General features: G+C 73.3%; 17 protein-coding genes. 11 read left to right on the forward strand and 6 right to left on the reverse strand.

What is annotated here, in order from left to right:
- Positions 1–86: 86 nt before the first annotated feature.
- Both PGN05_RS19735 and PGN05_RS19740 read right to left on the reverse strand, forming a co-directional pair.
- On the reverse strand, positions 87–395 hold the full coding sequence (locus PGN05_RS19735; protein ID WP_419754274.1) for a hypothetical protein: 309 nt from the start codon (positions 393–395) through the stop codon (positions 87–89).
- Positions 396–441: 46 nt separating this feature from the next.
- Positions 442–576: a hypothetical protein gene (locus PGN05_RS19740; protein WP_419754275.1), complete on the reverse strand. Its 135-nt coding sequence runs from the start codon at positions 574–576 to the stop codon at positions 442–444.
- Between the two features lie 136 nt (positions 577–712).
- Here PGN05_RS19740 and dcd point away from each other — a divergent pair, with 136 nt between their 5' ends.
- Positions 713–1303 carry a dCTP deaminase gene (dcd, locus tag PGN05_RS19745; protein ID WP_419754276.1) on the forward strand — a complete coding sequence of 197 codons (591 nt, stop codon included), beginning with the start codon at positions 713–715 and terminating at the stop codon, positions 1301–1303.
- Here the strand turns inward: dcd and PGN05_RS19750 are convergent.
- Entirely contained in the window at positions 1269–2588 is a 1320-nt protein-coding gene (locus PGN05_RS19750; RefSeq protein ID WP_419754277.1) for an MFS transporter, read from the reverse strand. The genes dcd and PGN05_RS19750 overlap by 35 nt on opposite strands.
- An 82-nt stretch (positions 2589–2670) precedes the next feature.
- On the reverse strand, positions 2671–4962 hold the full coding sequence (locus tag PGN05_RS19755) for a heterodisulfide reductase-related iron-sulfur binding cluster (protein ID WP_419754278.1): 2292 nt from the start codon (positions 4960–4962) through the stop codon (positions 2671–2673).
- 525 nt (positions 4963–5487) lie between these two features.
- Between PGN05_RS19755 and dnaK the strand changes: the two genes are divergently transcribed.
- The 7 genes from dnaK to PGN05_RS19790 all read left to right on the forward strand — a co-directional run bounded on the left by dnaK (position 5488) and on the right by PGN05_RS19790 (position 12522).
- Positions 5488–7371 carry a molecular chaperone DnaK gene (dnaK, locus tag PGN05_RS19760; protein WP_419754279.1) on the forward strand — a complete coding sequence of 628 codons (1884 nt, stop codon included), beginning with the start codon at positions 5488–5490 and terminating at the stop codon, positions 7369–7371.
- On the forward strand, positions 7368–8066 hold the full coding sequence (gene grpE, locus PGN05_RS19765) for a nucleotide exchange factor GrpE (RefSeq protein WP_419754280.1): 699 nt from the start codon (positions 7368–7370) through the stop codon (positions 8064–8066). The genes dnaK and grpE overlap by 4 nt, the downstream gene beginning before the upstream one ends.
- A gap of 19 nt (positions 8067–8085) precedes the next feature.
- Entirely contained in the window at positions 8086–9327 is a 1242-nt protein-coding gene (gene dnaJ, locus PGN05_RS19770; protein WP_419754281.1) for a molecular chaperone DnaJ, read from the forward strand.
- On the forward strand, positions 9324–9779 hold the full coding sequence (locus PGN05_RS19775) for a heat shock protein transcriptional repressor HspR (protein ID WP_419754282.1): 456 nt from the start codon (positions 9324–9326) through the stop codon (positions 9777–9779). Before dnaJ ends, PGN05_RS19775 begins: the two co-directional genes overlap by 4 nt.
- Positions 9776–10249, forward strand: a complete 474-nt coding sequence (locus tag PGN05_RS19780) for a MarR family winged helix-turn-helix transcriptional regulator (protein WP_419754283.1) — start codon at positions 9776–9778, stop codon at positions 10247–10249. The genes PGN05_RS19775 and PGN05_RS19780 overlap by 4 nt, the downstream gene beginning before the upstream one ends.
- A gap of 108 nt (positions 10250–10357) precedes the next feature.
- Entirely contained in the window at positions 10358–10831 is a 474-nt protein-coding gene (locus PGN05_RS19785) for a MarR family winged helix-turn-helix transcriptional regulator (protein WP_419754284.1), read from the forward strand.
- 53 nt (positions 10832–10884) lie between these two features.
- On the forward strand, positions 10885–12522 hold the full coding sequence (locus tag PGN05_RS19790; RefSeq protein WP_419754285.1) for an MDR family MFS transporter: 1638 nt from the start codon (positions 10885–10887) through the stop codon (positions 12520–12522).
- Positions 12523–12654: 132 nt separating this feature from the next.
- On the opposite strand, the gene PGN05_RS19795 is transcribed toward PGN05_RS19790, so the two are convergent.
- Positions 12655–13092: an OsmC family protein gene (locus tag PGN05_RS19795; RefSeq protein ID WP_419754286.1), complete on the reverse strand. Its 438-nt coding sequence runs from the start codon at positions 13090–13092 to the stop codon at positions 12655–12657.
- Between the two features lie 76 nt (positions 13093–13168).
- Positions 13169–13612, reverse strand: coding sequence for a MarR family winged helix-turn-helix transcriptional regulator (locus PGN05_RS19800; protein WP_419754287.1), 444 nt, complete (start codon positions 13610–13612; stop codon positions 13169–13171).
- A gap of 200 nt (positions 13613–13812) precedes the next feature.
- Between PGN05_RS19800 and clpB the strand changes: the two genes are divergently transcribed.
- From clpB to PGN05_RS19815, 3 genes are all read left to right on the forward strand, one after another.
- The gene (gene clpB, locus PGN05_RS19805; protein WP_419754288.1) at positions 13813–16398 is read left to right on the forward strand and encodes an ATP-dependent chaperone ClpB; all 2586 of its coding nucleotides are present in this window, start codon (positions 13813–13815) and stop codon (positions 16396–16398) included.
- Positions 16399–16552: 154 nt separating this feature from the next.
- Entirely contained in the window at positions 16553–17179 is a 627-nt protein-coding gene (locus PGN05_RS19810) for a hypothetical protein (protein ID WP_419754289.1), read from the forward strand.
- Positions 17134–17509, forward strand: a 376-nt coding sequence (locus PGN05_RS19815) for a hypothetical protein (RefSeq protein WP_419754290.1), incomplete at its 3' end; no start/stop codon positions are given. The genes PGN05_RS19810 and PGN05_RS19815, both read left to right, overlap by 46 nt.

Below are 17509 nucleotides of genomic sequence, written 5' to 3' on the forward strand. Positions count from 1 at the left end.
CTGGCCGGGCGGCCGGGGCGACCGTCGTCGCGCCGGCGGCACCTCCGGCCGATGCCGGACACCGGAGGGGAACGGTACCCCCCGGGTCAGCGGCGCATCTCGGCCAGGAAGCCGGTCGCCTCGGAGCGCAGCCGCTCGGCCATCTGGGACAGCGCGGTGATGTCGCCCGCGCCGGAGCCGAGGGACGCCGACCCGTCCACGGCCGCGGCGATCCCGTCGACCAGGCCGTTCATCTCGCTGACCGTCGTCCCGACCCGGTCCATGACCGCGGAGACCTCCTCGCAGGCCTGCTGGATCTGCTCGACCTCGCCCCCGGCGAGGGTCGACCACAGCAGGGCGAACACCGCCCGCGGCATCTCGGGGTGGCGGATCAGGTTGTGCGGCTGGCTGATCACCTCAGCCGAGCTCGTAGCCGCTGACCCGCAGGAAGACGTCGTTGGCTTAGGTGATGACGCCGCGGGGATCGGTCGTGGACACGATCAGCTCGTCGGGCCGGAACGTCCGCTCCTCGCCCGTGGGCCGCACGCCGTGGCCGGTGCTGCGCGACCCGGGTCGGGGCAGCTGGGTGTCGAGCACGGGTCCTCCCCGGGTTCCGGACGATGCGGTCTCCCTGTCATCGGCAGTGCAGCCCGGGGTTGCACCCGGGACGCCGACGTGCCGGTGCCCGGCTTCTCGCGGAGCGGCCCGCGGGGTGGTCCCTAGACTCCCGCGCATGCTGCTGTCCGACCGCGACATCACCGCCGCGATCGCCGAGGGGCGCCTGGGGATCGCGCCCTACGACGAGGGGCTGGTGCAGCCCTCGAGCATCGACGTCCGGTTGGACCGCTACTTCCGGGTCTTCAACAACGCCCGGTACACCCACATCGACCCGGCCCAGCAGCAAGACGACCTCACCACCCTGGTCGAGCCCGACGGCGACGAGCCGTTCGTGCTGCACCCGGGGGAGTTCGTGCTGGGGTCGACGCTCGAGGTCGTGACCGTCCCCGACGACCTCGCCGCGCGGCTGGAGGGCAAGAGCTCGCTGGGCCGGCTGGGGCTGCTGACCCACTCGACGGCGGGGTTCGTGGACCCGGGGTTCTCGGGGCACATCACCCTGGAGCTGTCGAACGTGGCGAACCTGCCGATCACCCTCTGGCCGGGGATGAAGATCGGGCAGCTGTGCCTGTTCCGGCTGACCACCCCGGCCGCGCACCCCTACGGGTCGGCGGTCTACGGCTCCCGCTACCAGGACCAGCGCGGCCCGACGCCGTCCCGCTCGTTCCGCAACTTCACCCGCGCCGAGACCCGCCGCCCGTCTCCCTGACGGTGACCGGCGGCTCGGCCCCGGCCACCTCGACGAGGTCGCCGCGGGGCGTCCGGGGCGACCCGTCGTGCACCTCGTCGTCGACGAACCGCGGGCGGGTGACCAGCCACCCGGTGACCGCCAGGACGGCCACGCCGGCCAGGACGACGACGAACATGCCGGTGTACCCGCCGGTGCTGCCGCGCAGGACGCCGACCAGCAGCGGACCGCCGCCGGCGAGCAGGTACCCCCACCCCTGCGCGAACGTGGAGAGGGCGGCGGTGGTCTCCGGCGTGCGCGCCCGCAGGCCGAGCAGCGTGAGGACCATCGCGAAGGTGCCCATGCCGAGGGCCAGCAGGGTCATCCAGAGCCAGGGCACCGTCCGGGGGGCGACGAGCAGCCCCACCCAGCCGGCGACGTAGCTGCAGCAGAAGGCCGCCAGCAGGGGGCGCTGCAGGTGCGGCCGGACGGTCAGCGGCGGCACGACCGCGTTGAGCGGGATGGCGACGACCGTGCTGACGCCGAGCAGCAGGCCGGCCGTGGCGGCGCTGAGCCCCTGGTCACGGAGGTACTGCGCCGTCCACCCGATGAGGACGTAGGCCTGCATCGACTGCACGCCGAAGAACACCGTGAGGATGAGCGCCGTCGGGCTGCGGGTCAGCGCGCGGGTGCGGACGGCGGGGTGCGACTCCCGCGAGGCCCCCGGCCGGGCCGGGACGGCGAGCCACGGCACCGCGGCCACCAGCGCGACCGCCGCCCACCAGCCCAGCGCCCACCGCCAGCCGTCGTCCCCCGCGGCGGCGGCGATCGGCGCCGCGGCGACCGACGCGACGGCGCCACCGGCGGCCATGGCCGTGCTGTAGGCGCCGACGAGCAGGCCGGTGCGCTGCGGGAAGTACCGCTTGACCAGGCTCGGCAGCAGCACGTTGCCCAGGGCACCGCCGACCATCGCCAGCACGGTGCCGACGAGGAACAGCCAGAACGCGCCGGCCACCGACCGCAGCACCAGGCCCGCCGCCATCGCCAGGAGCGCGCCGGCCAGCACGTGCCCGTCCCGGAAGCGCGCGGCCAGCGGCGGCCCGGCGAACCCGATCGCGGCGAAGCACAGCACCGGCATCGTCGTGACCAGCCCGGCCATCCCGCTGGAGATGCCGAGGCCGCGCTCGATCTCCTCGAGCACCGGCCCGATGCTGTTGACCGCCGTGCGCAGGTTGACGCCGGTCAGGACGATCGCCGTCCCGATGAGCACCAGTCCGCGGCGGGAGCCGGAGTGCGAGGAGGCGTCCACCGGGGCAGTGCGGGTCACCCGACGATGGTCCCCCTGCGGCCGGAGGCGGTCGGCACCGGGTCGTTTGCCTGGGCAACGACCTGCGCCGCGCGGCCCCGCGTCAGTGCTGGGCGCCGTGCTCGGTCGCCGCGGACCCGGTGCCGGCCACGTCGTCCGCCGCGGTGCCGACGTCGGGGCCGGAACCCGTGCCGGGCGTGCCGACCGGCGCCAGCGAGCGCAGCAGGATCTGGCTGACGTCGAGCACCTCGACGTGCTCCCGGGCCTCGCCGTTCTGCTTCTTCGTCGTCAGCGCGTCGGACAGCATGGTGATGCAGAACGGGCACGCGGTGGAGATGACGTCGGGATCGAGCTCGAGGGCCTCCTCGGTGCGCTCCATGTTGATCCGCTTGCCGATCTTCTCCTCCATCCACATGCGGGCCCCGCCGGCGCCGCAGCAGAAGCCGCGGTCCTTGCAGCGGTGCATCTCCTGGGTGGACAGGCCCTGGACGGAGTCGAGGATCTCCCGCGGCGGCGTGTAGACCTTGTTGTGCCGGCCGAGGAAGCACGGGTCGTGGTAGGTGACCTTGCGGTCGACCGGGGTGACCGGCGTCAGTCGCCCCTGCTCGACGAGCTGCCCGAGCAGCTGGGTGTGGTGCACGACCTCGTACTCGCCGCCGACCTGCGGGTACTCCCGGCCCAGCGAGTTGAAGCAGTGCGGGCAGGTGGCGACGATCTTGCGCATCCCGGGGACGCGCCCCTCGAAGACGCCGTCCAGGGTGGCGACGTTCTCCATGGCCAGCTGCTGGAAGACGAACTCGTTGCCCATGCGGCGGGCCGGGTCGCCGGAGCAGGTCTCCCCGGAGCCGAGGACGGCGAACTCGACACCGGCGGTGTGCAGCAGCTCGGCGACGGCCTTGGTGACCTTCTTGGCGCGGTCGTCGATGGCGCCGGCGCAGCCGACCCAGAACAGGTACTCGACCTCGTAGGGCAGCGGGCCGTCGGCCACGCGCACCTCGAAGTCCAGCTCCTTCATCCAGTCGTCGCGGGTGCTGGCCTGGACGCCCCACGGGTTCCCGCGGTTCTCCAGGTTGCGCAGCATCACGCCGGCCTCGGAGGGGAAGTTGGACTCGATGAGCACCTGGTAGCGGCGCATGTCCTCGATGTGGTCGACGTGCTCGATGTCGACCGGGCACTGCTCCACGCAGGCGCCGCAGTTGGTGCAGCTCCACAGGACGTCGGGGTCGATGACCCCGCCCTCCTCGAGGGTGCCGACCAGCGGGCGGTGGGCCTGGGCGTCGTTGGTGCCCTCGATGCGCGCGTAGCCCGACGCCCAGACCTGCTCGTCACTGGGCTTGAGGACGTCGTAGTCGGGCGCGGTCTCGGACGCCGTCTTCTCGCCGAGCAGGTACGGGGCCTTCGCGTACAGGTGGTCGCGGAGGTCCATGACCACCATCTTCGGGCTGAGCGGCTTGCCCGTGTTCCACGCCGGGCACTGGCTCTGGCACCGCCCGCACTCGGTGCAGGTGGTGAAGTCCAGCAGCCCCTTCCAGGTGAAGTCCTCGATCTTGCCGCGGCCGAAGGTCGCGTCCTCGTCGGGGTCCTCGAAGTCGATCGGCACGCCGCCGGAGGTCATCGGCTGCAGCGGCCCCAGCGCGACGCCGCCGTCGTCCTCGCGCTTGAAGTAGATGTTCGGGAAGGCGCTGAACCGGTGCCAGGCGACGCCCATGTTGAGGGTGCGGCTGAGCACCACCAGCCAGACCAGCGAGACGACGATCTTGACGAACGCGACGACGCTCAGCAGGTCGGGGCTGTCGGGCAGCACGGTGGCCAGCAGCCCCGAGATGGGGTGTGACCAGGCCGGGGCCTCGGTCAGGTCCGAGGAGATCTTGAGCCCGCGGATCAGCAGGATGCAGATGCCGACGACCAGGACGACGGCCTCGACGAAGTAGCCCCGGCCCTCGTTGGAGCCGGCGAAGCGGCTGGCCCGGCCCTGCCGGCGCGGGTGGTCCTTCTGGCGCCGGTAGATCAGGTACAGGATGCCGAGGATCGTGCCGGTGCCGATGACGTCCGCGAACAGGTTCCACAGGCTCCACTCGCCGACGAGCGGGAGGTGGAACGCCGGGTTCCACACCTCGCCGAAGGCCTCGACGAGGGTGAGGAACAGGCCGTAGAAGCCGACGAAGACGAACCAGTGGGCCACGCCGATCGAGGACCACTTGAGCATCCGGGTGTGCCCCAGCGACTCCGTGACCAGGGTCGTGAGGCGCTCCTTCACCGGGCCGAACCGGGAGCCGTCGGGCTGCCCCAGCCGGATGATCCGGACCATCGCGCGGACCGCCCGGTAGGCGAGCACGACCGCCACCGCCAGGAACAGGACGCTGATCGTCCCGAGGACGACCTGCAAGGGGCCCATCGACTTCCCTCCCGGACACCGGTGCGGCGTCCGTTGATCCCCCGGCCGCCGGGACGGCGGGAGGCGCTTCCCGCCGTGGGCACGATAACCGCCCGGCCCCGGAGGCTACTCGCCGGTAACCCCTCGCCGCGCCGTGTCCCGCCCGCGCTCCGCCGGCCGGCGAGGAGTCTCGGCCCGAGCGCGCCCCGCGCACGCCGGACACGGCGTGTACCGCGTGGTCGGCGTGGGCACGGCGCGGCCGGTCAGGCAGATCTCCGACGACCACGGGGACGCGGAACCACCGAGAAGGACCGGACGACGCCGTGGGGTCGTCGAGTGCGCGGTGTGCCGCGCGTTCGGCCGCCGTGCGCCGCGGCTCCGGCGGGCGGTGGAGGAACTCGGTGTCAGGACCCGGGAACACTCCGGACGGGGGTGCCGTTAGGGTGGGCAGGAAAGTTGAGTGGACCTCGCGCAAGGCGGGCACCCAGCTCCTGACGGACACGAACCAGAGAACCACCCGGTACACACGGAAGAGAGGCCATCTCCATGGCTCGAGCGGTCGGTATCGACCTCGGCACCACCAACTCCGTCGTCACCGTCCTGGAGGGCGGCGAGCCGACGGTCATCGCCAACTCCGAGGGTTCGCGCACCACCCCGTCGGTCGTCGCGTTCGCGAAGAACGGCGAGGTCCTCGTCGGCCAGTCGGCCAAGAACCAGGCGGTCACCAACGTCGACCGCACCATCCGCTCCGTGAAGCGCGAGATGGGCACGACCTGGAAGTCGTCGGAGATCGACGGCAAGCGCTACACGCCGCAGGAGATCAGCGCGCGTGTCCTGCAGAAGCTCAAGCGGGACGCCGAGACCTACCTGGGCGAGCCGGTGACCGACGCCGTCATCACCGTCCCCGCGTACTTCGAGGACGCCCAGCGCCAGGCCACGAAGGAGGCCGGTGAGATCGCGGGCCTCAACGTCCTGCGGATCGTCAACGAGCCGACGGCGGCCGCGCTGGCCTACGGCCTGGACAAGGGCGAGACCGAGCAGACGATCCTCGTCTTCGACCTCGGCGGCGGCACCTTCGACGTCTCCCTGCTGGAGATCGGCGAGGGCGTCATCGAGGTGAAGGCCACCGCCGGGGACAACCACCTCGGCGGTGACGACTGGGACCAGAAGGTCGTCGACCACCTGGTCAAGACCTTCAACGCCTCGAACGGCATCGACCTGTCCAAGGACAAGCTGGCCATGCAGCGGCTCCGTGAGGCCGCCGAGAAGGCCAAGATCGAGCTGTCGGGCGCGCAGTCGACCAACGTCAACCTGCCCTACATCACCGCCGGCGCCGAGGGCCCGCTGCACCTCGACGTGACGATCACCCGCGCCGAGTTCCAGCGGATGACCCAGGACCTGCTCGAGCGGGCCCGCGCGCCGTTCAACCAGGTGGTCCGGGACGCCGGCATCTCGGTGGCCCAGATCGACCACGTCGTCCTGGTCGGTGGCTCCACCCGCATGCCCGCCGTCTCCGAACTGGTCCGCGAGCTGACCGGCGGCAAGGAGCCCAACAAGGGCGTCAACCCCGACGAGGTCGTCGCCATCGGTGCCGCACTGCAGGCGGGTGTGCTCCGCGGTGAGGTCAAGGACGTCCTGCTGCTCGACGTCACCCCGCTGTCCCTGGGCATCGAGACCAAGGGCGGGATCATGACCAAGCTCATCGAGCGCAACACCACGATCCCGACCAAGCGCTCGGAGATCTTCACGACGGCCGACGACAACCAGCCCTCCGTGCAGATCCAGGTGTTCCAGGGCGAGCGCGAGATGGCCGCCTACAACAAGAAGCTCGGCATGTTCGAGCTGACCGGCCTGCCCCCGGCGCCGCGCGGCGTCCCGCAGATCGAGGTGGCCTTCGACATCGACGCCAACGGCATCGTGCACGTCACCGCCAAGGACCTCGGGACGGGCAAGGAGCAGTCGATGACCATCACCGGCGGCTCGGCCCTGCCCAAGGACGACATCGAGCGGATGATGAAGGACGCCGAGGCCCACGCGGAGGAGGACAAGCGCCGCCGCGAGGAGGCCGAGACCCGCAACCTGGCCGAGTCGCTGCAGTACCAGACCGAGAAGTTCCTGGCCGAGAACGGCGACAAGATCCCGGCCGAGAAGAAGGAGGAGCTCGGCGAGGCGCTGACCGACCTGCGCTCGGCCCTGGGCGGCTCGGACATCGCCGCCATCAAGGCCGCGCAGGAGAAGGTCGCCCGCATCTCGCAGGAGGTCGGCGGGGCGCTCTACGCCCAGCAGGCCGAGGCGGGGGCGGCCGGCGAGCAGGCCGGCCCCGGTGGCGGCGCGGGAACCCCCGGTGACGCCGGTGCGTCCGGTACCACGACGGCGGACGACGACGTCGTCGACGCCGAGATCGTCGACGAGGACAACGACCGCCGATGACAGCGAGGGAAGAGGAGCCGCGGGTCGTCATCCGCGACAAGCGGCGCATCGACCCGACCAGCGGCACCGTGCGGGTGCCGGCCGGTGAGCAGCCGGCCGGCGCCCGCACGGGCGCACGAGCACCAGGGGAGCAGATGAGTGAGCACGAGGCCGTCGCCGGGCAGGAACAGCCCGCGATGGTGGACGACGACCTGGCCCGCCAGCTCGCGGAGCGGACCGAGGACCTCCAGCGGGTCACCGCGGAGTACGCCAACTACCGCCGCCGGGTGGACCGGGACCGCCAGCTCGTCGTCGACCAGGCCGCCGAGCGGTTCGCCGCGCAGCTGTTCCCGATCGTCGACGACGTCGAGCGGGCCCGCGACCACGGCGAGCTGACCGGCGGCTTCAAGTCGGTGGCCGACCGGATCCTCGGGCTGCTCGACGGCCTGGGCGTCGAGCCCTTCGGCGTCGGCGGCGACCCGTTCGACCCGTCCCTGCACGAGGCGGTCATCCACGACACCTCCGCGGAGGTCGACGTCCCCACCGCCACGACGGTGCTGCGGCAGGGGTTCCGCCGGGGCGACCGGGTGCTGCGGACGGCGATGGTCGCGGTGACCGATCCGGAGCACCCGGTCCCGGCCGCCGCGCCGGCCGACGTCGCGGGCGAGCCGGCGGCGCAGCCGGGCGAGGGCCCGGCCACACCGGCGTCCGACTGAGACGGGAGGAGGGCGCCCGATGAGCACCCGGGACTTCATCGAGAAGGACTACTACGCCGCGCTGGGCGTCCCCCAGGCCGCCGACGCCGCGGAGATCAAGAAGGCCTACCGCAAGCTGGCCCGTGACCTGCACCCGGACAAGAACCCGGGAAACACGCAGGCGGAGGCCAAGTTCAAGGAGGTGTCGGAGGCCTACGACGTCCTGTCCGACACCAAGCGGCGGGCCGAGTACGACGAGGCCCGCCGGCTGTTCGGGGCCGGCGGCGCCGGCGCCCGCGCCGGCTTCCCCGGGGGGTTCCCCGGTGGAGCCGGTGGAGCCGGTGGAGCCGGTGGCGGGCAGCCCTTCGACCTCGGCGACCTGTTCGGGGCGGCCGGCGCCGGCACCCGGACCGGCGGCGGCGCCGGCGGGCTGGGTGACCTCTTCGGTGGCCTGTTCGGCGGCGGCGGCGGTGCCGGCGCCGGGTCGGCCCGGGCGCGCAGTCAGGCGGCCTCCGGGCCGGCCCGCGGGCAGGACGTCGAGACCGAGGCGACGCTCTCCTTCGAGGAGGCCGTCCTCGGCGTGACCGTGCCGCTGCGGATGCAGAGCCCCGGCACCTGCCCCACCTGCGCCGGCAGCGGCGCCAAGCCGGGGACGAGCCCGCACACCTGCCCGGTCTGCCAGGGCGCCGGCGTGACGAGCCGCAGCCAGGGCGCGTTCGCCTTCTCCGAGCCGTGCCGCAACTGCCGCGGCACCGGCCAGGTGGTCGACGACCCGTGCCCCACCTGCGCGGGCAACGGCGTCACCACCCAGACCCGCACCATCACCGTCCGGATCCCCGCGGGCGTCAAGGACGGCCAGCGCATCCGGCTGGCCGGCAAGGGTGCTCCGGGCCGGCGGGGCGGGCCGGCCGGTGACCTGTTCGTCGTCGTCCACGTGTCCGAGCACGAGCTGTTCGGCCGCAAGGGCAACGACCTGACGCTGACCGTGCCGATCACCTTCACCGAGGCCAGCCTCGGGGCGACGCTGACGGTGCCCACCCTCGACGGCAACGTCTCGCTCAAGGTCCCCGCGGGGACGGCGAGCGGCCAGACGCTGCGGGTCCGGGGGAGGGGCGCCCCCGGCAAGGGCCGCGCCGGTGACCTGCTGGTGACCGTCGAGGTGGCCGTGCCGAAGAAGCTGAGCCCGGCGGCCCAGGAGGCGGTCAAGGTGCTCGACGCCGAGCTGGGCGACCCGCGGCCGCGGATCACCGCCGCCGTCCAGGGCGGGGGTGGGGTGCGGTGACCGCCGCCGACGCCGGCCGGGAGCGGCCGGACGCCGGCCGCGCCGTGGCCGAGGACGCGCCGGTCTTCGTCATCTCGGTCGCCGCCGAGCTGGCCGGGATGCACGCGCAGACGCTGCGGCAGTACGACCGGCTCGGCCTGGTGCGCCCCGGCCGCACAGCCGGGGGCGGTCGCCGGTACAGCCCGCGGGACGTCGCGCTGCTGCGCGAGGTCCAGCGGCTGTCGCAGGAGGACGGCGTCAACCTCGCCGGCATCAAGCGGATCATCGACCTCGAGTCGCAGGTCGAGGCGCTGCACCAGCGGGTGCACGAGCTGCTGGCCGACCTGGAGGCGTCCGAGACGCGGCGCATCGCCGCCGAGTCGACCCTCCAGGCCTACGGCCGCGACCTGGTGCCCCTGCGGCCCTCGACGTCGGCGCTGGTCGTCTGGCGGCCCCGGGAGCAGCAGCGGTGACCGACCTCCACGACGCCTTCGTCCGGGTCGAGCGGGAGATCGGCCTGCTCCTGCGCCGGTCGCGGGCCATCTCCGCCCGGCTGGCCCGGGAGCTGCACCCCGACCTGGACGGCGCGGCCTACGGGCTGCTCGCCCTGCTGCAGGACGCCGGGCCGCTGCGGGCCAGCGACCTGGTGGCGCGGCTGGGGCTGGACAAGAGCACGGTGAGCCGGCAGGTCGCCTCGCTGGTGGACCTCGGGCTGGTCGACCGCGAGGCCGATCCGGCCGACGGGCGCGCCCAGGTGCTGCGCACCTCCGAGGAGGGGGCGTCCCGGCTGGCCTCGATCCGCGAGGTCCGGCGCGCCCGGTGGGAGTCCGACCTCGCTGACTGGCCGGCGGAGGACGTCGCCACCCTGGCCGAGCTGCTCGCCCGGTTCAACCGGCTCGGCGAGGCCCGCGAGGACTTCTCCCGGGACGCCCCGCGCGGCTGATCGCGGCCGCCTGACCCCTCGGGGTCATCCTCGTCACAGGATGTTGTAGACCGCAACCAACAGTCGTATGGTTGCATTCTGCAAGCACACATCGTGGCGAGGACCCCCATGCCCATCACCCCCGAGACCCGGGACCGGCTGACGGCCGGCATGGCCCGCGTGGTCCGCACCGGGCGGCACCTCAGCGTCCGCGCGGCCGGCAGCATCGACGGCGACCTGCCCTCCTACGGCTGGGCCCTGCTCGTGCCCCTCGAGCGTGAGGGCGAGCAGCGCTGCAGCGCCCTGGCCGCCCGTGCCGGCGTCGACGTCTCGGTGGCCAGCCGGCAGCTGGCCGCCCTCGAGCGGTCCGGCTTCGTGGCCCGCCGTCCCGACCCGCACGACGGCCGGGCCAGCCTCATGCACCTCACCGACGCGGGCGCCGACGCCCTCGCCGCCACCCGGGCGCTGCGCGGGGAGTGGACCTCCACCGCGCTCGCCGACTGGGCCGAGGACGACGCCCGGCAGCTGACCGAGCTGCTCGAGCGCCTCGCCGCCGACCTCGACTCCTCCCTCTCCGGTGCGCCGGTCCGGGCCGCCTCGTGACCGGCCCCCTCGACCCGCCGCCCGCCGATCCCTCTGCACCGCCCAGGAGAACCGTGACCAGCACTCTCGACCGCGCGGCGGCCGGCACCGCCGGCTCCGCACCCGCCGCCACCGCAGCCGCCGACATCGCGCCGACCGACGTCGTCCCCGTCGAGCAGCAGGGCGGGATGACCCACCGGCAGATCCTCTCGGCGCTGTCCGGGATGTTGCTGGCGATGTTCGTGGCGTTCCTGTCCTCGACGGTCGTCTCCAACGCCCTGCCGACGATCATCACCGACCTGCGCGGCACCCAGGGCCAGTACACCTGGGTGGTCACCGCGACGCTGCTCGCCTCGACCGCCTCCACGCCCATCTGGGGCAAGCTCGCCGACCTGTTCAGCAAGAAGCTGCTGATCCAGATCTCGATCGTCGTCTTCATCGTCGGTTCGATGCTCGCCGGCCTGTCCCAGTCGGTGGACAGCCTCATCGCCTGGCGGGTGCTCCAGGGGCTCGGCCTCGGCGGCATCCAGGCGCTCATGCAGATCGCGATGGCCGCGATGATCAGCCCCCGTGAGCGCGGCCGGTACTCCGGCCTCATCGGGGCCGTCATGGCCGTCGCCACCGTCGGCGGCCCGCTCATCGGCGGCGTCCTCGTGGACACCAGCTGGCTGGGCTGGCGCTCGGTGTTCTACGTCGGCGTCCCGTTCGCCGTCGTGGCGCTCGTGCTGCTGCAGCGCACCCTGCACCTGCCGGTCACCAAGCGCCGGGTGCGCATCGACTACCTCGGTGCGACCTTCCTCACCGCCGGGGTCTCCGCGCTGCTCATCTGGGTCACCCTGGCCGGCGGCACCTTCCCCTGGTGGTCGGTGGAGACGGCGCTGTTCCTCGGCGGCGGCATCCTCGCCATCGTCGCCTTCGTCGTCACCGAGCTGCGGGCGGCCGAGCCGATCGTTCCGCTGCGGCTGTTCCGCGACCGGACGACGACCCTCGCCATCGCCGCCAGCATGGCGATCGGCGTCGCGATGTTCGGCTCGACGGTCTTCCTCGGCCAGTACCTGCAGATCTCCCGCGGCTACTCGCCGACCGCCGCCGGCCTGCTGACCATCCCGATGGTCGCCGGGCTGCTGGTGTCCTCGACCGTCTCCGGCATCCTCATCACCCGCTCCGGCCGGTGGAAGCGGTTCCTGGTCGTCGGCTCGCTGCTCGTCGTCGCCGGTTTCGGGCTGCTGTCGACGATCGACCACGAGACGAACATGGCCGTCCTCGGCGGCTTCCTCTTCGTGCTCGGCGTCGGCATCGGCATGACGATGCAGAACCTGGTCCTGGCCGTGCAGAACACCGTGGCGGCCCGCGACCTCGGCGCGGCCAGCTCCGCCGTCGCCTTCTTCCGCAGCCTCGGCGGCACGATCGGCGTCTCGGTGCTCGGCGCGGTGCTCAGCTCCCGGGTGGGCGCCCTCATCACGCAGGGCCTGGCCGGCGTGCCCGGCGCCACGCAGGCGACCCAGGGGTCGGGGGACGTCGGCCTGGCCGACCTGGCCGACGCCCCGCCGGCGATCCGCGGGCTGATCGAGGTGTCCTACGGCGACGCGACCGGGCGGATCTTCGCGATCTCCGCCGTCGTCGCGGTGGTCGCGGTGGTCGCGATCGTCTTCATCCGCGAGATCGCGCTGAAGACCGAGAGCGGCGAGGAGCGGCTGCGCGCCGACCGCTGAAAGAGCACCCCGTGCCCCCCACCGCTCGCAGGCTCGCGGCGGGACCCTGCACGGGGCCAGGGGCCGAGGGGTGACCCCCTGCCCCCCACCGCTCGCAGGCTCGCGGCGGGACCCTGCACGGGGCCGCGGCCGTCAGCTGTCGAGGCGGGCGTCGAGGGTGATGTCGACCGCGGCCAGCGCCTTGCTCACCGGGCAACCGACCTTCGCGGCCTGGGCGGCCTGGGCGAAGCCGTCGGCGTCCAGGCCGTCGACCTCGCCGCGAACGGTGAGCGCGATGGCCGTGATCGTCGGGGCGCCGTCCTGCTGGCCCAGGGTGACGTCGGCGGAGACCTCGAGGGCCTGCGGTGTGCCGCCGGCCTTCCCGATCTCACTGGACAGGGCCATCGCGTAGCAGGCCGAGTGGGCCGCGGCGATGAGCTCCTCGGGGCTGGTCGTGCCGTCGGCCTCCTCGGCCGCGCGCTTGGGGAACGAGACCTCGTAGGTGCCGACCTTCGAGCTGGAGAGTTCCACCTGGCCGGACCCGTCCATCAGGGTGCCGTTCCAGGCGGTGCGGGCCGAGCGCGTGGGCATGCGAACTCCTCTGTCGCAGGGTGCGTACGGAGCCCGCCCTACCCCGGCCGGTTGCTCGCAACCCCGGGGGACGGCGTCAGCGGGCGTTGATCCGCTCGGTGACCACGTTCAGCTTGGCCCGGAGGTCGGTGAACTCGTCCTGGTCCAGGTCGATCGCGCAGATGATCTCGCCGGAGATGGCCTCCGCGCGGTCGCGGAGGGCCCGGCCGGCGTCGGTGAGCGCGATGGAGACCGAGCGCTCGTCGTCGACCCGGCGGTTGCGGGTGACCAGGCCCGCCGCGGTGAGCCGCTTGAGCAGCGGCGACAGGGTGCCGCTGTCGAGGAACAGTCGGGCGCCGAGCTGGCCGACGGTCTGGTTGTCCTCCTCCCACAGCAGCATCATCACCAGGTACTGCGGGTACGTGAGGCCGATCGCGTCCAGCAGGGGCCGGTAGCGCGCGGTGATCGCCCGGGAGGCGGCGTAGAGCGCGAAGCAGAGCTGGTCCTCGAGGACCGCGCTCGGAGCCGGCAGACGCGTCACGCCCCGGAGTCTAGGCGTCCGGTCCAGCGCGGCACCGCAGCCGTGGCGGAGAACTGCACGATCGTGGGCACGGCGTCTCCCGTGCCGGCTCCGTGCGCAGCGGAGTTGAGCGGAACAGACTCAACTCCATCGACGTTGGACCGCTCGAGAACACCGGCCGGCTCGCCGGCCACTCCCGGAGAGGACCGACCCCACAGACCATGCAGAGCAAGCTCACCACCCGATCGCAGGAGGCCATCGCCGCCGCCCAGCGGCTGGCGGTCGACCGTGGCCAGGCCGCGCTGGAGCCCCTGCACCTGCTCGCCGCGTTGCTGGAGCAGACCGACGGCATCGCCGGCCCGCTGCTCAAGGCCGTGGGGGCCGACACCGCCGACGTCCGCAGCAAGACCGAGGCCGCCCTCCGCCGCCTGCCCAGCGTGAGCGGCGCGACCGTGCCCGCCCCGTCGCCGTCCCGCGAGCTGCTGCGGGTGCTCAACGCCGCCGGCGAGCAGGCCAGTGCGCTCGGCGACGAGTTCGTCTCCACCGAGCACCTGCTGGTCGGCCTCGCCGAGAGCGACGGCGAGGCCGGCGCGGTGCTCGAGAGCTCCGGCGCCACGCGCGACACGCTGCTGGCCGCCTTCCGGACCGTGCGCGGCAACCGCAAGGTGACCACCGCCGACCCGGAGAGCACCTTCCAGGCGCTGGAGAAGTACGCCGTCGACCTGACCGACCGTGCCCGCGAGGGCAAGATCGACCCCGTCGTCGGCCGCGACACCGAGATCCGGCGGGTCGTGCAGGTGCTGTCCCGGCGCACCAAGAACAACCCCGTGCTCATCGGCGAGCCCGGCGTCGGCAAGACGGCGATCGTCGAGGGCCTGGCGCAGCGGATCGTCGCCGGCGACGTCCCGGAGAGCCTCAAGGGCAAGCGGCTGATGGCGCTCGACCTCGGCTCGATGGTCGCGGGCGCGAAGTACCGCGGCGAGTTCGAGGAGCGGCTCAAGGCCGTCCTCCAGGAGATCACCGAGGCCGAGGGCCAGGTCATCACCTTCATCGACGAGCTGCACACCATCGTCGGCGCCGGCGCCACCGGTGACTCGGCCATGGACGCCGGCAACATGATCAAGCCGATGCTGGCCCGCGGCGAGCTGCGGATGGTCGGTGCCACCACGCTCGACGAGTACCGCCAGCACATCGAGAAGGACCCCGCCCTCGAGCGCCGCTTCCAGCAGGTCTTCGTCGGCGAGCCCAGCGTCGAGGACACCATCGGCATCCTGCGTGGTCTCAAGGAGCGCTACGAGGTGCACCACGGCGTCCGGATCACCGACGCCGCGATCGTCGCCGCCGCCACGCTGTCGGACCGGTACGTCACCGCCCGCTTCCTGCCGGACAAGGCGATCGACCTGGTCGACGAGGCCGCCAGCCGGCTGCGAATGGAGATCGACAGCCGCCCGGTCGAGGTCGACGAGGTCGAGCGCGCCGTGCGCCGGCTGGAGATCGAGGAGATGGCGCTGGCCAAGGAGGACGACCCGTCCTCGCAGGACCGCCTGGCGGCGCTGCGCGCCGACCTCGCCGACAAGCGCCAGCAGCTGGACGAGCTGACCGCCCGCTGGCAGCAGGACAAGGGCGCGATCGTCCGCATCCAGCAGATCAAGGAGGAGCTGGAGCGGGCGCGCCTGGAAGCCGAGCGGGCCGAGCGGGACGGCGAGCTCGCGCACGTCGCCGAGCTGCGCTACGGCCGCCTCCCCCAGCTGGAGAAGGCGCTGGCCGAGGCCGAGGCGTCGGTCGCCGACGGCACCTCCATGCTCAAGGAGGAGGTCGGCCCCGACGACATCGCCGAGGTCGTGCAGGCCTGGACCGGCATCCCCGCCGGCCGGCTGCTCGAGGGGGAGACGCAGAAGCTGCTGCGGATGGAGGAGGAGCTCGGCCGGCGGGTCGTCGGCCAGCCCGACGCCGTCCGGGCGGTGTCCGACGCCGTCCGCCGGGCGCGCTCGGGTGTCTCCGACCCCGACCGCCCCACCGGCTCGTTCCTCTTCCTCGGCCCGACCGGTGTCGGCAAGACCGAGCTGGCCAAGGCCCTGGCGGAGTTCCTCTTCGACGACGAGCGGGCGATGGTCCGCATCGACATGAGCGAGTACGCCGAGAAGCACTCGGTGGCCCGGCTGGTCGGTGCCCCGCCCGGCTACGTCGGCTACGAGGCCGGCGGGCAGCTCACCGAGGCCGTGCGGCGGCGGCCCTACACCGTCGTCCTGCTCGACGAGGTGGAGAAGGCCCACCCGGACGTGTTCGACGTGCTGCTCCAGGTCCTGGACGACGGCCGGCTGACCGACGGCCAGGGGCGGACGGTGGACTTCCGCAACACCATCCTGATCCTGACCTCGAACCTGGGCTCGCAGCTGATCGCCGACCAGTCGGTCGAGGAGGAGCGGCGCCGGCAGGCGGTGCTCGAGGTCGTCCGGACGCACTTCAAGCCGGAGTTCCTCAACCGCCTCGACGACGTCGTGGTGTTCCGCGCGCTGGGCAGCGAGGAGCTGGCCGGCATCGTCGACATCCAGGTCGGCGTGCTCGCCCGTCGGCTGGCCGCCCGCCGGCTGACCCTGGAGGTCACCGACGCCGCGCGCGAGTGGCTGGCGATCAACGGCTTCGACCCGGTCTACGGCGCCCGTCCGCTGCGCCGGCTGGTGCAGTCCGCGATCGGCGACCAGCTGGCCAGGGCGCTGCTGGGCGGCGACATCCGGGACGGCGACCGGGTCGAGGTCGACGCTCCGGAGGACCTGGCGGACGAGGGCCTGAGCGTCCGCCGCGGCTAGGAGGACCCCTGCGCCGACGGGCCCGTCGTCCCTCTCGGACGGCGGGCCCGTCGGCATCCCGATCCGGTCTCGATGCGCCGTGGGCCCTGGCCCGGAGCCGCGGACCTGGACGATCATCCCGGGCGACACCGGGGGATCGAGCACGGGAGCGCAGATGACGGCAGGGCAGGGCGGCGAGGGCGGGCGGGCCGGGCAGGACCCGTCGCAGGGCTGGCAGGGGCCGCCTCCGCAGCAGGGGTGGCAGGCGCCGCCGCAGGGCTGGCAGGCCCCGCCTCCGTACGGCTACGCCCCCGCGCCGTCGGCCCAGGGCCCCGCGCCGCAGGCCGCCCCGCCGCGACCGGACTCGGTGCGCTTCGGCGTCGGCGCGTTCATCGCCAACCTGGTCCTCGGCCTGGTCGGTGCGGTGGTCACCTTCACCTCGATGGACTCCCTCATCGACGCCGAGCTCGCGGGCTCCGGCGTCGAGCTGTCCGAGGACGCCCTCCAGGCGGCACTCCTCGCCGGCGCGATCATCGGGCTGCTGTTCGTGGCCCTGGAGGCGCTGTTCATCTGGTTCGCCTGGAACGGCCGCAACTGGGCGCGGATCGTGCTGTTCGTCCTGGGGGCCCTGGGCATCATCGGTGGCCTGTCGGCGATGGCCCAGCCGACCACCGGCTTCCTCACCGCGCTCTCGATCTGCCAGATGCTGCTGGCCATCGCCGGCGTCGTGCTGCTGGCCCGGCGGGAGTCCAGCGAGTGGTACCGGACGATGGGCTGGCGCCGGTCCGCCGGCCTGCGCTGACCGCCACGGGGTCTGCGCAGCGCGCGCCGGCGGGCCGGCGGCTCGCCGCGGCGGCCGGGGTCCTCGCCGCCGCCGTCGGCCTGGGAACGGCCGAGCTGGCCGCCGGCGTGCTCGGCCCGCAGTCCTCCCCGGTGGTGGCGGTGGCCGACGCGGTCGTGGCCCTGACCCCGGAGCCGGTCACCCGGGCGGCGATCGACGTCCTGGGGGAGCAGGACAAGGTCGCGCTGGTCGCCGGGGTGCTGGTGCTCACCGGCCTCGCCGGTCTCGGGCTCGGCGTGGCCTCCGCCCGCCGCCGGGGCGCGGGCGTGGCGGGGATCGCGGCGTTCGGCG

Source organism: Geodermatophilus sp. CPCC 206100 (assembly GCF_048569675.1).
Lineage (GTDB): Bacteria > Actinomycetota > Actinomycetes > Mycobacteriales > Geodermatophilaceae > Geodermatophilus.